Origin of the sequence: Arthrobacter sp. MPF02, assembly GCF_046605375.1 — a bacterium.
In the GTDB taxonomy this organism is placed as follows: Bacteria; Actinomycetota; Actinomycetes; order Actinomycetales; family Micrococcaceae; genus Arthrobacter.
The window spans coordinates 2,626,159-2,640,358 of record NZ_CP176772.1 but is presented as its reverse complement, the minus strand read 5'-3'; the positions used below and the strand labels follow the sequence as shown (position 1 = coordinate 2,640,358).

Annotated in this window: 11 protein-coding genes; 8 read left to right on the top strand and 3 right to left on the bottom strand. The window is 65.2% G+C overall.

Going from position 1 to position 14,200, the window contains the following annotated elements; all coding sequences use genetic code 11:
• The first annotated feature begins 25 nt into the window (after nucleotides 1–25).
• A complete protein-coding gene (locus tag ACLH0K_RS12360) occupies nucleotides 26–415 on the top strand; it encodes a hypothetical protein (RefSeq protein WP_411373887.1) in 390 nt (129 codons plus the stop codon).
• Nucleotides 400–1,212: an HTTM domain-containing protein gene (locus tag ACLH0K_RS12355; RefSeq protein ID WP_411373886.1), complete on the top strand. Its 813-nt coding sequence runs from the start codon at nucleotides 400–402 to the stop codon at nucleotides 1,210–1,212. Before ACLH0K_RS12360 ends, ACLH0K_RS12355 begins: the two co-directional genes overlap by 16 nt.
• A 73-nt stretch (nucleotides 1,213–1,285) precedes the next feature.
• Here the strand turns inward: ACLH0K_RS12355 and mscL are convergent, their stop codons facing one another.
• From mscL to coaA, 3 genes are read right to left on the bottom strand one after another with little or no spacing between them, the layout of a single operon-like run.
• Nucleotides 1,286–1,690: a large conductance mechanosensitive channel protein MscL gene (gene mscL, locus ACLH0K_RS12350; protein WP_411373885.1), complete on the bottom strand. Its 405-nt coding sequence runs from the start codon at nucleotides 1,688–1,690 to the stop codon at nucleotides 1,286–1,288.
• 23 nt (nucleotides 1,691–1,713) lie between these two features.
• Entirely contained in the window at nucleotides 1,714–2,595 is an 882-nt protein-coding gene (locus ACLH0K_RS12345) for a D-alanyl-D-alanine carboxypeptidase family protein (RefSeq protein ID WP_411373884.1), read from the bottom strand.
• Nucleotides 2,596–2,600: 5 nt separating this feature from the next.
• Nucleotides 2,601–3,596, bottom strand: coding sequence for a type I pantothenate kinase (coaA, locus tag ACLH0K_RS12340; RefSeq protein WP_411373883.1), 996 nt, complete (start codon nucleotides 3,594–3,596; stop codon nucleotides 2,601–2,603).
• A gap of 97 nt (nucleotides 3,597–3,693) precedes the next feature.
• Here coaA and glmS point away from each other — a divergent pair, with 97 nt between their 5' ends.
• The 6 genes from glmS (at nucleotide 3,694) to treZ (ending at nucleotide 14,159) form a co-directional block, all read left to right on the top strand.
• Nucleotides 3,694–5,580 carry a glutamine--fructose-6-phosphate transaminase (isomerizing) gene (gene glmS, locus ACLH0K_RS12335; protein ID WP_411373882.1) on the top strand — a complete coding sequence of 629 codons (1,887 nt, stop codon included), beginning with the start codon at nucleotides 3,694–3,696 and terminating at the stop codon, nucleotides 5,578–5,580.
• A 203-nt stretch (nucleotides 5,581–5,783) separates the two neighbouring features.
• Nucleotides 5,784–6,131 (top strand): holo-ACP synthase, encoded by a 348-nt coding sequence (locus ACLH0K_RS12330; RefSeq protein WP_138136235.1) that lies wholly within the window; start codon nucleotides 5,784–5,786, stop codon nucleotides 6,129–6,131.
• 24 nt (nucleotides 6,132–6,155) lie between these two features.
• On the top strand, nucleotides 6,156–7,748 hold the full coding sequence (locus tag ACLH0K_RS12325) for an NAD(P)H-hydrate dehydratase (RefSeq protein WP_411373881.1): 1,593 nt from the start codon (nucleotides 6,156–6,158) through the stop codon (nucleotides 7,746–7,748).
• Nucleotides 7,749–7,810: 62 nt separating this feature from the next.
• On the top strand, nucleotides 7,811–10,066 hold the full coding sequence (gene glgX / locus ACLH0K_RS12320; RefSeq protein ID WP_411373880.1) for a glycogen debranching protein GlgX: 2,256 nt from the start codon (nucleotides 7,811–7,813) through the stop codon (nucleotides 10,064–10,066).
• On the top strand, nucleotides 10,063–12,393 hold the full coding sequence (gene treY / locus ACLH0K_RS12315; RefSeq protein WP_411373879.1) for a malto-oligosyltrehalose synthase: 2,331 nt from the start codon (nucleotides 10,063–10,065) through the stop codon (nucleotides 12,391–12,393). The genes glgX and treY overlap by 4 nt, the downstream gene beginning before the upstream one ends.
• Nucleotides 12,390–14,159: a malto-oligosyltrehalose trehalohydrolase gene (gene treZ, locus ACLH0K_RS12310; RefSeq protein WP_411373878.1), complete on the top strand. Its 1,770-nt coding sequence runs from the start codon at nucleotides 12,390–12,392 to the stop codon at nucleotides 14,157–14,159. The genes treY and treZ overlap by 4 nt, the downstream gene beginning before the upstream one ends.
• Nucleotides 14,160–14,200: the final 41 nt, after the last annotated feature.

Sequence of the window (14,200 nt, the reverse complement as noted above, 5' to 3'; positions counted from 1 at the left end):
TCGGGTGTTCAGTTAGCATCACTGCATGGGGCGACAAACAAAAGTTCAAATTCTTGCCGGAGCTGTGGAGGTATTAAATAGGCGCACACTTGTGCGTAGAGGGGGCACGGTTGTATCCGGAATCCTGCTGATGGCTTTTGTGCCACTGTGGGCTTTAGATGATCCGCGTCCATCAAAGTTGGGTTGGCATATGTATGCAGCCGCGGTCGACCTGCCGCGTGTCGAGGTCCTAATGACCGACGGATCTCGACAAGAAAGACCTATTGGCAGCATTGCTTCTGGGTTCCGTCCAGAGCTTAGCTACTTCTCTGCCATCACTCGATTCATCTGCAGCCGGGAATCCGAAGTTGTTGTAGTACACCTGAGCCGTCAACACCCCGCCTATGAGGTGGAAACAGAATGCTCCAAATTCTGACGGCTAAGGTCGATCCGCGGCCTTTAGCGGCAGCCAGGATCATAACGGGACTGGTGGCCGTTGGGTTCACTTTTGAGTGGGGCCGCACGCTTCTGAGGGCCTCATCGGGAAATTTTCTTACTATGCCGGTTGTTACGGGTTGGCCTCCGGTGGACCCGACCTTCACATACGCGTTGGTCGCGCTCTCTCTGACAGCCTCGCTGGCTATGGCAGTGGGATTCAGCGGTCGAATTCCAGCCATCATCGTCGCCTGTACGACTGGCACTGTTCTCCTGTCAGACCAGCAGACATATAGCAATCATCTGGTGCTGCTTTTTTTGATGACTACATGGATTAGTTTGAGCGGTGCCCACCGGGTGTGGCGGCTTCCGTTTACGAGGAGGAGGGACTTAGTCCCGTACTGGCCGGCCTTCCTGATAAAGGTGTTAATATCGTCGCTTTATGCGTGGACGGCGGTATCAAAAATAAACCCACAGTACTTGTCAGGAGAAGTCATTGGCACGTATTTGCAGCCTTGGGTTCCTATTAGCGATCACTTGCTCCCTGTCACCGCGGCGCTCAGCATCCTCGCGGAGGCTTTCCTGTCAGTGGCGCTTTGGCTTGCTCGTCTGCGGAAACTGGCTTTCCTCGTCGGTGCGGGGCTTCACTTGGGTATCGTTATCTGCTTAGAGTCGTCAGCTCCGCTTGTGGGATTCGGCGCCTCAATGCTCTCCGGATACATAATTTTCGGATACGGCAAAGCTCAGCGTGTTCCAACTGACGGCTCGGCTTTTTCAGGGCACGCGCTGCAGAATTAAATAACACAAACGCGATAACTGCGGCCCGCTTCCCACCCTGGAAGCGAGCCGCGGCAGTTCTACAAACAAGGGTTCAGGAAGACCGGCTCTTCAGCGCATCCCGGATCTCGGTGAGGAGGGCAATCTGCGGATCCTCGGCAGACTCCTTCTTCACGTCCTGGCCGATTCCCAACCGCCGGTTCCGGCGCTCGATCATCAGGTTCATCGGCATCACCACCACAAAATAGATGGCGGCTGAGATCAGAAGGAAATTAACGATGGCCGTGAGCAGCACACCGAACTCGATGGCGTTGCCGTTCAGGTCCACCCGGGCGAAGCTGTCAAAGTTTGGCGATCCCACCACAGCGGCCACAAACGGCATCAGCACCTTATTCACCAGTGCCGTCACCACGGAACCGAAGGCAGTACCAATGACAACGGCGACGGCAAGGTCAACCACGTTGCCTTTCATGATGAAGTTCTTGAATCCAGTCAGCATGGACACCACGCTAGCCCATCGCATCACAGGTACCCCGGAGCCGGCCCCACCCCAAAGTATTCCTCAAAAGTGAAGATCCCGCGGTTCACCATGTCCGTCGCGGCCTCCACCCCGATGTACCGCAGGTGCCACGGCTCGTAGTAATAGCCGGTGATTGAATGGAACATCCACGGGTACCGCACCACGAACCCGAACCGGTGCCCGTTCACTTCTGCCCACACCGCCGCCGGCTGGTCCGCGAAGCACGGCTGGAAGCCGCACACGCCGCCGCCGTCCGCGATGTCGAACGCCCACCCCGTCTGGTGCTCGGAATAGCCCGGGCGCGCGCTGGCGGTATCGGCGTCGGCCTGGCCCCGTGCGGCGACGTACCCGTTGTACGTGGCGGCCTGCGTGCCGTACGAGCGGTAGCCGCTGGCCAGCACCATGGACACGCCGTCCCGCGCGGCCGCCGCGAACATCGCCTCGGCCGCGCCCGCCGTCGTGCTGTTCAGCAGCGCCGCCTCACCGGAAACGGTCATCGCGACGGCGGGGCGCACCAGGTCTGCCGGCGCGTACGCTGCCGGGACCAGGGGGTGATGCTTGTTGACGATGAGCCACGGGCTGGCCGGGTCGGTCAGCGATAACTGCCGCGGCAGCGCGGCGGACGGTGAGGGCGACGGCGGCGGCGCCGGTTCGGAAGGTGCCGGAGGCGCCGTGGTGGCTCCCGCCGTCGGGGTTGCCGGTGCGGTGGCTGCAGCGGGGGAGGGGGACGCCGAAGAAGGGGCCGACGACGGCGCCGCCGCCCTGGGTGCCTCAGGCGTGCAGGCAGTGAGTACGGTCAGCCCGGCGCCCGCTGCGAGGAAACGGGCGAAGCTGCGGCGGCTGGGATCAGCAGGGCCCGAGGAGGACGAACAGTCGTAGCACACCTGTGCTACACCTTCCGCAGCAGCATGCGACGGATGGTGTGGTCCGCCTCTTTGGTGAGCACCAGCTGCGCGCGGCCCCGGGTGGGAAGGACGTTTTCCTCCAGGTTGGGCTCGTTGATCCGTTTCCAGATGTCCCGGGCCGTGGTCTCCGCTTCCTCGTCGGACAGGCTGGCGTACCGGTGGAAGTAGGACTCCGGCTGCGCGAACGCGGTACTCCGCAGCTTCCGGAACCGGTCCACGTACCACTCCTCAATGTAGGCCGTCTTGGCATCCACATAGATGGAGAAGTCGAAGAAGTCGCTCAGCGCCAGGCCCTGCCGGCCGTCATGCCGCGGCCGCGCAGGCGCCAGCACGTTCAGGCCTTCCACAATCAGGACATCCGGCCGGCGGACCACCACTTCCTTGCCCGGCACGATGTCGTAGGTGACGTGCGAATACCAAGGGGCACGGACTTCTTCGGCGCCGCTCTTGATCTCGCTCACGAACCTCAGAAGGGCGCGGCGGTCGTAGGACTCCGGGAAACCCTTGCGGTCCAGCAGCTGGCGGCGCTTCAGCTCCGCCAGGGGATAGAGGAAGCCGTCGGTGGTGATGAGCTCCACGTTCGGGGTGCCCGGCCAGCGGCGCAGCATCTCCCGCAGCACGCGGGCAATGGTCGACTTGCCCACCGCGACGGACCCGGCCACGCCGATCACAAACGGGGTGCGCTGGGTGTGTTCACCCAAAAAGGTGGTGGTGGCGGCATGCAGCTGGCCGGCCGCCTCGACATAGAGGTGCAGCAGCCGGGACAGCGGCAGGTAAACTTCCCGGACCTCCTTCAGGTCCAGGGGATCGCCCAGGCCGCGGAGACGGATGATGTCCTCTTGATTCAGAGGCTGTTCCATCTCGTCTGCGAGCCGGGACCAGGTCTGCCGGTCCAGCTCCACGAACGGGGAAACACCCTCTCCGTTCGCCTCGTTGCGTTGCAAAGTCACGTTAGAGATTTTGCCCCTCGCCCCGCGCATAGCGAAATGGAGCCCTGTTGTGGGTACCGCCACAGCAGGCCGGCGCGGCTGTCCCACAGTTTAGAGGTAGCACCTTCCAGCCGATAGTCTTGGGGCTATGTGTGGAATCGTGGGTTATGTGGGCCGTTCTGGCAACGGTGGAAGTCACAGTGCTTTGGATGTTGTCCTTGAGGGGCTGCGCCGCCTGGAGTACCGGGGCTACGACTCCGCAGGAGTGGCGGTGGTGTCCCAGGGGAGCATTGAGGCGCGGAAGAAGTCCGGAAAGCTGAGCAACCTGGTGGCCGAGCTGGAGGCACGGCCGCTGCCGGAGACCGTGACCGGGATCGGGCATACGCGCTGGGCCACGCACGGGGGTCCGACGGACCGGAACGCGCATCCGCACCTGGCCGACGGCGGCAGGCTCGCCGTGATTCATAACGGCATCATCGAGAACTTTGCCGAGCTGAAGCTTGAGCTGCTGGACAAGGGCGTGGAGTTCCTGTCCGAGACGGACACCGAGGTTGCCGCGGCGCTTCTGGCGGACATTTTCCGGAACAAGCTGGGCGGGGACACGTCCGACGGCGGCCTAACCCGGGCGATGGAGCTCGCCTGCCAGCGGCTCGAGGGAGCGTTCACCCTCCTTGCCGTGCACGCTGACCAGCCCGATGTTGTGGTCGCCGCGCGCCGGAACTCGCCGCTGGTGGTTGGCCTGGGCGAGGGGGAGAACTTCCTGGGCTCGGATGTGTCCGGGTTTATTGACTACACCCGCCGTGCTGTGGAGCTGGGCCAGGACCAGATTGTCACGATCACCGCGGACACGGTGGAGATCACCGATTTTTACGGCAACCCTGCCGAGGGCAAGGAATACCACGTGGACTGGGACCCTGCCTCTGCGGAAAAGGGCGGGTTCTCCTCGTTCATGGAGAAGGAGATCCATGACCAGCCCGACGCCGTGGCGCAGACCCTGCTGGGCCGTTCGGACCTGGAGGGCAAGCTGACCCTGGATGAGCTGCGGATCGATCCGGAGCTTTTGAAGAAGGTCAACAAGATCATCGTGCTGGCCTGCGGCACCGCCGCCTATGCGGGCACGGTTGCCAAGTACGCGATCGAGAACTGGTGCCGGATTCCCACCGAGGTGGAGCTGGCGCACGAGTTCCGCTACCGTGACCCGATCCTGGACCAGAACACCCTGGTTGTGTCCATCTCCCAGTCCGGTGAGACCATGGACACCCTGATGGCGGTCCGGTACGCCCGGGAGCAGGGCGCGAAGACCATCTCGATCTGCAACACCAACGGCTCCACCATCCCGCGCGAGTCCGACGCCGTGCTGTACACGCACGCCGGCCCGGAGATCGCGGTGGCCTCCACCAAGGCGTTTTTGGCCCAGATCACCGCCGCGTACCTGCTGGGAATGTATCTGGCACAGCTGCGCGGCAACATTTTCTCCGGCCAGATCAGGGACGTGCTGGCGGACCTGAACAAGATCCCACAGAAGATCCAGAAGATCCTGGACAACGCCGGCCCGCTGCGCGAACTTGCCCGGTCCATGGCGGATGAGAAGTCGGTGCTGTTCCTGGGCCGGCACGTCGGCTACCCCGTGGCCCTTGAGGGCGCTTTGAAGCTGAAGGAGATCGCGTACATCCATGCCGAGGGTTTTGCAGCCGGCGAGCTCAAGCACGGCCCGATCGCCCTGATCGACGAGGGCCAGCCCGTGTTCGTGATCGTCCCGTCCCCGCGCGGCCGCGAATCGCTGCACGCCAAGGTGATCAGCAACATCCAGGAAATCCGCGCCCGCGGCGCCCGCACCCTGGTCATCGCAGAAGAAGGCGACGAAGCGGTCAAGGCCTACGCCGAGCACGTCTTCTATGTCCCGGAAACCCCCACCCTGCTGATGCCGCTGCTGACCACCGTCCCGCTGCAGATCTTCGCCGCCGAACTCGCAGCAGCCAAGGGCTACGACGTGGACCAGCCCCGCAACCTCGCAAAGAGCGTCACAGTCGAATAAGTTCGCAGAGTCGGGAACCCCGGGCCTAATAGCCCGGGGTTCCCGCGCTTAAAACATCCTGTTTGCGTCACTTTTGTCCTCCTCCAACGGCAAGGTTCGTGGAAACATGCGGTTCCTCCCGGGCAGCCGACGCAAAAATGACGCATTCCAGCCGGCACCGTGTGAGGGCAGGGAACGTCGGAGGGCCACCGTAGAGTAGTGCCATGATCGTAGGCATTGGGGTAGATGTTGTTGACATTGAACGGTTCGGCCGCCAGCTTGAGCGCACGCCCGGTCTCCGGGACCGGCTGTTTGTTCCTGCCGAACGGGAACTGAACACCCGCTCGCTGGCCGCCAGGTTCGCGGCCAAGGAAGCGGTGGCCAAGGTCCTGGGTGCGCCGGCAGGCATGAACTGGCAGGACTGCTGGATCGGCCTCGACCAGAACGGTCCCACTGTCCAGGTCAAGGGGACTGTGCTGGCCGTCGCGGAGTCCAAGGGCGTGAAGCGTTGGCACCTGTCAATCAGCCACGACGGCGGGATCGCCACCGCCACGGTCCTGGCTGAGGGCTGACCCGGCCCGCGAGGACCTTCCCAGATGATCAGCGCGTACACCGGCACGCAGGTCAGGGCAGCCGAGGAGCCACTTCTCGCCGCCGGGCTCGGCGACGTCCTGATGCAGCGTGCGGCCCACGGCCTGGCCAGCGCCATTATCACCGAACTTCGCTCCCGCCGCCGGCGCCTCTACGGCTGCCGCGTCATGGTGCTCGCCGGGAAAGGCAACAATGGCGGTGACGGCCTGTACGCCGGCGCATTCCTCGCGGCGCGGGGCATGCGTACGACGGCGGTCCTCACCTCCGGTGCCGCCCATCCGCAGGCTTTGGCTGCTTTTGAACGCGCCGGCGGACGTGTCCAGGAACTGACTGATGCGGCACTCGGCGCGCTGGCAGCAGAAGCCGCCGGCGCCGACGTCGTGATCGATGCCGTGCTGGGGACGGGGGCAAGGGGCGGGCTGCGGGGGAGCGCCGCTGCCCTGGTCGACGCCATCGCCGAAGCCCGGAGCGAGTCCAAACAAGGTTTCGTGGTGGCCTGCGACCTGCCCAGCGGCGTGGACGCGGACACCGGCGAAGCCGCTGCACCCGTCCTGGCCGCCGACCTCACCGTCACTTTCGGGGCGGCCAAGAGCGGGCTCCTGGCCGACCCGGGCGCCGACTTCGCCGGGCGGGTCCATGTGGTGCCCATTGGCATCGAAGGCAACTTTCCGCGCCCGGCCCTGCGCCGGCTTGAGGAGGAAGACCTCGCCGCGCTGCTGCCGCGACCCGCCCGGCGCGCCCACAAGTACTCCCGCGGAGTGCTGGGAGTGATTGCCGGATCCACGCAGTATCCCGGCGCTGCAGTCCTGGCTTGCCGCGGCGCCCTGGCTGCGGGGGTAGGCATGGTGCGGTATCTCGGCCCGCCGGAGGTGGCGGACCTGGTGCGGCAGTCGTGCCCGGAAGTTGTCTGCAGCACCGGCTTCGTGGCCGACAACCGGGTGCAGGCCTGGTTGGTGGGCTCCGGCATGGGCCCCGACGACCACGACCAGCTCACCCGGGCACGGGACGCCGTCCGGTCCGGGCTGCCCACCATAGCCGATGCCGGTGCGCTGCCCGCACTCCCCGGCCGGCTGGCCGCACACGTGGTTCTCACCCCGCACGCCGGCGAACTCGCCGCGCTCCTTCAGCGGCTCGGCGGGACGGAAGACCGGGAGGCGGTGGAAGCCGCGACGCTCGGCGCAGCCCGCCGCGCTGCCGAACGAACCGGGGCCACCGTCCTGGTTAAGGGCGCCACCACGCTGGTGGCCTCACCCACCGGCGAGGTTTACAGCCAGGCGGACGGCACCCCCTGGCTCGCCACGGCCGGCAGCGGCGACGTCCTCGCCGGCATCATTGGCGCGCTGCTCGCCCAAGCCGTTACCGGCGTCGAACGCCTCCCTTCTCCGGACACCGACCACGACGGCAGGTGGGCCACCATTGCCGCGCTGGGAGCGGCGCTGCACGGAAGGGCCGGGAGGTCGGCGTCGGATATCTGTTCCGGCGGTCCGATCACTGCTGGCGTAATAGCTGATTCTTTACCCACTATCTGGGGTAAGGTCAGCATGCTTAGTAACGTCGGCGGCAGGAAACGTAACAGTCACCGCCACCCGTTACGGTAGGCATAGTTTGCACCGGCAGCGGAAAGCGGTAGTACCGCTGCCGACCAACAATGAGGAGCATTATGGAAGTCTGGCCTGGATCGGCTTACCCCCTTGGCGCCACGTACAACGGAACCGGCACCAACTTTGCCCTGTTCAGCGAACGAGCAGAAAAAGTGGAACTGTGCCTTTTTGACGACGACGGCGAGGAAACCCGCATCACCCTGGACGAGGTAGACGGCTACGTTTGGCACTGCTACATCCCGCAGGTCCAGCCCGGCCAGAAGTACGGCTACCGCGTGCACGGCCCGTACGATCCGGCATCCGGCAACCGGTTCAACCCCAACAAGCTCCTGCTGGACCCCTACGCCAAAGCGATCCACGGCCAGGTGGACTGGGACCCGTCGCTGTTCACCTACAACCTTGGCGACGAGGACTCCGTCAACAATGAAGATTCCGCCAAGCACATGATGCTCGGCGTGGTCACCAACCCCTACTTTGACTGGGAAGGCGACCAGCAGCTGCGGATTCCGTACCACCAGTCTGTGATTTACGAGGCCCACGTCAAAGGCCTAACCCAGCTGCACCCGGACGTACCCGAGGAGCAGCGCGGCACCTATGCCGGCGTGGCGCATCCGGCCGTGATCGCACACCTGCAGAAGCTCGGCGTCACCGCCATCGAACTGATGCCCGTGCACCAGTTTGTGAATGATGGCACCCTTCAGGACAAGGGCCTGAACAATTACTGGGGCTACAACACCATTGGGTTCTTCGCGCCGCAAAACACCTACAGCTCCACCGGGGATACCGGCCAGCAGGTCCAGGACTTCAAGGCAATGGTCCGCTCCCTGCACCAGGCCGGCATCGAGGTCATCCTCGACGTGGTTTACAACCACACCGCGGAAGGCAACCACCTGGGCCCAACCCTGTCCTTCAAGGGCATCGACAACGCCGCCTACTACCGCCTGGTTGAGGACGACCAGCGGTACTACATGGACTACACCGGCACCGGCAACTCGCTGAACGTCCGGCAGCCGCACTCGCTGCAGCTGCTTATGGACTCCCTCCGCTACTGGGTCACCGAAATGCACGTTGACGGCTTCCGCTTCGACCTCGCCTCCACCCTGGCCCGGGAGTTCTACGACGTGGACAAGCTGTCCACCTTCTTCGAACTCATCCAGCAGGACCCGGTTGTCTCGCAGGTCAAGCTGATCGCCGAACCGTGGGACGTTGGCCCCGGCGGCTACCAGGTGGGCAACTTCCCGCCGCAGTGGACCGAATGGAACGGCAAGTACCGTGACACCGTCCGCGACTTCTGGCGCGGTGAGCCCGCCACCCTGGGCGAGTTCGCGTCACGCATCACGGGATCGGCTGACCTCTACGAGCACTCCGGCCGGCGCCCGGTGGCCTCCATCAACTTCGTCACCGCACACGACGGCTTCACCCTCTCCGACCTTGTGTCCTACAACGAGAAGCACAACGAGGCCAACGGTGAGGGCAACAACGACGGCGAATCCCACAACCGCTCATGGAACTGCGGCGTTGAAGGTCCTACCGACGATCCCGAGGTGCTGGCGCTGCGGGCCCGGCAGCAGCGAAACTTCATTGCCTCGCTGCTCCTGTCCCAGGGCGTGCCCATGATCCTGCACGGCGACGAGATGGGCCGCACCCAGCAAGGCAACAACAACGGCTACTGCCAGGACTCCGAGCTGACCTGGATCAACTGGGAAACCATAGACCAGCCGCTGGTGGAGTTCACCGCAGCCGTCAACGCGCTCCGCGCCAAGCACCCCACGTTCCGCCGCAGCCGATTCTTCGACGGCCGCCCGGTACCACGGGGCCAGGGCGAACGCCTCCCCGATATCGTCTGGCTGGACCCCTCTGGGGAAATCATGCTGCCTGAAGCCTGGGACAACGGGTTCGGCCGTTCGGTGGGCATGTTCCTAAACGGTGACGGCATCCAGGGCAAGGATGCCAGGGGCCGTCGGATCACCGACGTGAATTTCCTGCTGTACTTCAATGCCCACGATGACACGGTCAAGTTCACGCTGCCGTCTGACGAGTTCGCCAAAGCGTGGGATGTGGTGATCGATACCGCGGGCCAAAACGCGGACACCAAGCCGGTGGGCGCAGGCCAGCCGCTGCCGGTGGAAGCCAAGTCCCTGGTGGTCCTCCGCGCGCACAGCGAGCCCGAGGCGGAGCCGGACCATTCGGTGGCTGCCTCCCTGGCTGCTTTGACCCAAGCCACCACCAGCGAGGCGGAATCGATCAGCACGCCGGTAGTGGCAGAGCCCGGCAAGACCACCAAGATCGGGGCGCGGAAGGAACCGAAAAAATGAGGGCTCCCGCATCCACCTACCGGTTCCAGATCCGCCGTGGGTTTACCCTGTTCGATGCAGCCGAACAGGTCCCGTACCTGAAGTCGCTGGGCGTGGATTGGGTATACCTCTCGCCCATCCTCACCGCTGAGCAGGGCTCGGACCACGGCTACGATGTGACCGACCCCTCCGCCATCGACCCGGACCGCGGCGGGCCGGAAGGGCTGCTGGCCCTGTCCCGCGCTGCGCGGGAGCACGGCATGGGAGTCCTGGTGGACATCGTCCCCAACCACGTTGGCGTGGCCACGCCAATCCAGAACCCGTGGTGGTGGTCCTTGCTGAAGGAGGGCCGGGATTCGCCGTACGCCGAGGCGTTCGACGTCGATTGGGACCTGGGCGGCGGAAAGATCCGGCTGCCCATGCTCGGTTCGGGCGAGGACCTGGACAAGCTGACCATCGAGGACGGCGAACTCCGGTACTACGACCACCGCTTCCCGATCGCGGCAGGCACATACTCCGAGGGGGACTCCCCGCAGGAAGTCCACAGCCGCCAGCACTACGAGCTGATGGACTGGCGCCGGGCAGATGCCGAACTCAACTACCGCCGGTTTTTTGCGGTCACCACACTGGCCGGCATCCGGGTGGAGAACCCGCAGGTCTTCGAGGAGGCCCACGCTGAGATCGGCCGCTGGTTCCGTGAGGGGCTGGTGGACGGGCTCCGCGTGGACCACCCGGACGGCCTGGCGGACCCGGGCGGCTACCTGCGCTGGCTCAAGGACCTCACCGGCGGCGGCTACGTCCTGGTGGAAAAGATCCTGGAACCCGGCGAGGTGCTTCCCGGCGACTTCGCCTGCGAAGGAACCACCGGCTACGACGCCCTGGCGGATGTGGACCGGGTGTTCGTGGACCCAGCCGGCCAGGCGGCACTCGATGCACTGGATGCTGAGCTGCGCGGCTCTTCGGAACCGGCGGACTACGCGGAAATGATCCGGGGTACCAAACGCATGATCGCGGACGGCATCCTCAGGTCAGAGGTGCTGCGCCTTGCCCGCCTGGTGCCGGAATCCTACGGCTTGGCGGTGGAGGAGGCGGCAGATGCAATTGCCGAAATCATCTCCGCCTTCCCGGTCTACCGCACCTACCTGCCCACCGGCGCCGAGATCCTCAAGGAAGCCTGCGAGTCCGCTGCCGGGCAGCGGCCCGACCTTGCAGTTGCTGTCGGCACGCTCCTGCCGCTGCTGCTGGACCCGGCGAACCCGATCGCGGTCCGCTTCCAGCAGACCTCCGGAATGGTTATGGCCAAGGGCGTTGAGGACACGGCCTTCTACCGCTATACGCGGTTGGGCACCCTTACTGAGGTGGGCGCCGATCCCGCAGAGTTCGCTGTGACCCCGGAGGAATTCCACCACCGGATGCGCCGGCGGCAGGAGGAACTGCCGCTGTCCATGACCACAATGTCCACCCACGACACCAAGCGCAGCGAGGACGCCCGGGCACGGATCTCGGTCATTGCCGAACTGCCCCAGGAGTGGTCGTCCACGCTGAACACCCTGCGTGAACTGGCCCCGGTCCCGGACGGCCCGTACGAGAACCTGCTCTGGCAGGCCATAGTCGGCGCGTGGCCGGCCAGCCGGGAGCGGCTTCAGGGTTACGCATTGAAGGCGGCACGTGAAGCCGGCAACTCCACCACATACACCAACCCCAACGAGGACTTCGAGGCGCGGGTCAAGGCTGCCGTGGACGCGGCATTCGACGACGCCCGGGTGAACAAGGCGGTGAAGGACTTCGTGGGAAGGATCGACGCGCACGCCGCCTCCAACTCACTGTCCGCGAAACTGGTCCAGCTGACCATGCCCGGCGTGCCGGACGTTTACCAGGGCAGCGAATTCTGGGAACGGTCCCTAACCGACCCCGACAACCGGCGGCCGGTGGACTTCGCCCTCCGCCAAGAGGAGCTGGCAAGGATCGACGGCGGCACGCTGCCAGCGGCGGGGACAGAGGCCAGCAAGCTCCTGGTCACCTCCCGGGCACTCCGCCTCCGTCGGGACCGGCCGGAGCTGTTCCAGGGCTACAGTCCGGTGACGGCTGTTGGCGCAGCCTCCGCGCACCTGCTCGCGTTTTCCCGCGGCAGTGGTGACGGGTCCGCGGGAGCGCTGACCCTTGCCACCCGGCTCCCCGCCGGGCTGGAGGCCAAGGGCGGCTGGCAGGACACCGCCGTCGAACTTTCCGTACCCATGCGTGACGAACTTACGGGCGCCAGCTACGGGCCGGGCTCCGTTTTGGTCGGCGATGTGCTGGGTACCTACCCGGTGGCTTTGCTGGTACCGGTGGATGGAGAAAACGCATGACTTTGGTCAATGGTGGTCCCGAACGCTTCGATGTGTGGGCGCCCAACGCCACGTCCGTGATCCTGCTGGCGGACGGCCGGCAGTACCCTATGCTGCAGAAGGAGACGCAGCCCGGTGCGGAGGGCTGGTGGACAGCCCCGGACGCCCCTGCCGAGGGCGAAGTGGACTACGGCTACCTGCTCGACGGCGACGGCCAGCCGGTGCCGGATCCCCGGTCCCGGCGCCTGCCGGACGGCGTCCACCAGCTGTCCAGGACCTTCGACCCCGCTGCCCATTCCTGGCAGGACTCCGGGTGGGCCGGCAAGGAGCTCAAGGGCTCGGTCATTTACGAGCTGCACGTCGGTACGTTCACGCCGGACGGAACTTTGGACGCCGCGGCGGAGAAGCTGGGCTACCTGGCCGAACTCGGCGTCGACTTCGTGGAACTGCTGCCTGTCAACGGATTCAACGGAACCCACAACTGGGGCTATGACGGCGTCCAGTGGTACACCGTGCACGAGGGCTACGGCGGGCCGGCCGCTTACCAGCGCTTTGTGGACGCGGCGCACGCGGCGGGGCTGGGCGTCATCCAGGACGTGGTCTACAACCACCTTGGACCCAGCGGCAACTATCTGCCCAAGTTCGGCCCCTACCTGAAGCAGGGTGATGCGAACACGTGGGGTGACTCGGTTAACCTGGACGGGCCCGGCTCGGATGTGGTGCGCGAGTACATCCTGGACAACGCCGCGCTGTGGCTGCGCGACTACCACGTGGACGGGCTCCGGCTCGACGCCGTGCACGCCCTGCGGGACGAACGCGCCGTGCACCTCCTTGAGGACCTTGGCGCCTTGGGTGACGCTGTGGCCGCGGAAACGGGCCTGCCCAAGACGCTGATCGCGGAGTCGGACCTCAACAACCCGCGGCTGCTCTATCCGCGGGACGCCAACGGCTACGGGCTGGCCGGCCAGTGGAGCGACGACTACCACCACGCCGTCCACGTCAACGTCAGCGGTGAAACCACCGGGTACTACGAGGACTTCCAGTCCCTCGCGGTCCTGGCCAAGGTCCTGAAGGACGGGTTCCTCCACGACGGCAGCTATTCCAGCTTCCGCGGCCGGCACCACGGGCGGCCCATCAACGCATCCCTGGTGCACCCCGCGGCGCTGGTGGTGTGCAACCAGAACCACGACCAGATCGGCAACCGGGCCACGGGGGACCGGCTCTCGCAGTCGCTGTCCCACGGGCAGCTGGCCGTGGCGGCGGTGCTCACCCTCACCTCACCCTTCACTCCCATGCTGTTCATGGGTGAGGAGTTCGCCGCCAGCACGCCATGGCAGTTCTTCACCTCCCACCCGGAACCCGAGCTCGGCAAGGCGACCGCGGAAGGGCGCATCAAGGAATTTGAGCGCATGGGGTGGGATCCCGCCGTCGTGCCCGACCCGCAGGACCCGGAAACCTTTACCAGGTCCAAGCTGAATTGGGATGAGGCAGCATCGGGCGACCATGCCCGGCTGCTGGAGCTTTACAAGTCCCTGACCGCCCTGCGCCGGACGCACTCCGAGCTGGCCGGCCTTGGGTTTACGGAAACGCATGTTTCGTTCGACGACGACGCCGGCTGGCTGCGGTTCCGCCGCGGCAGCGTTGAGGTACTCCTCAACTTCTCGGACGCCAAGGTGCGGCTTGACGATGTTTCCGGAACGGTCCTGCTGGCGACGGACGAAGGGATTGGCCTGGAAGGAGAGGTTCTTTCCCTGGCGCCGTGGAGCGCGGCCATTGTGAAGTACTGAACCCGGTTTAAGATGACGCCGCGGGCTGGCAGCAGTCAGCC

What these genes read in the sequence shown, in the direction of transcription:
- ACLH0K_RS12360 (WP_411373887.1), top strand. Translation starts at nt 26, where the DNA reads ATGGGGCGACAAACAAAAGTTCAAATTCTTGCCGGAGCTGTGGAGGTA.
- ACLH0K_RS12355 (WP_411373886.1), top strand. Translation starts at nt 400, where the DNA reads ATGCTCCAAATTCTGACGGCTAAGGTCGATCCGCGGCCTTTAGCGGCA.
- mscL (WP_411373885.1), bottom strand. Translation starts at nt 1,690, where the DNA reads ATGCTGACTGGATTCAAGAACTTCATCATGAAAGGCAACGTGGTTGAC.
- coaA (WP_411373883.1), bottom strand. Translation starts at nt 3,596, where the DNA reads ATGCGCGGGGCGAGGGGCAAAATCTCTAACGTGACTTTGCAACGCAAC.
- glmS (WP_411373882.1), top strand. Translation starts at nt 3,694, where the DNA reads ATGTGTGGAATCGTGGGTTATGTGGGCCGTTCTGGCAACGGTGGAAGT.
- ACLH0K_RS12330 (WP_138136235.1), top strand. Translation starts at nt 5,784, where the DNA reads ATGATCGTAGGCATTGGGGTAGATGTTGTTGACATTGAACGGTTCGGC.
- ACLH0K_RS12325 (WP_411373881.1), top strand. Translation starts at nt 6,156, where the DNA reads ATGATCAGCGCGTACACCGGCACGCAGGTCAGGGCAGCCGAGGAGCCA.
- glgX (WP_411373880.1), top strand. Translation starts at nt 7,811, where the DNA reads ATGGAAGTCTGGCCTGGATCGGCTTACCCCCTTGGCGCCACGTACAAC.
- treY (WP_411373879.1), top strand. Translation starts at nt 10,063, where the DNA reads ATGAGGGCTCCCGCATCCACCTACCGGTTCCAGATCCGCCGTGGGTTT.
- treZ (WP_411373878.1), top strand. Translation starts at nt 12,390, where the DNA reads ATGACTTTGGTCAATGGTGGTCCCGAACGCTTCGATGTGTGGGCGCCC.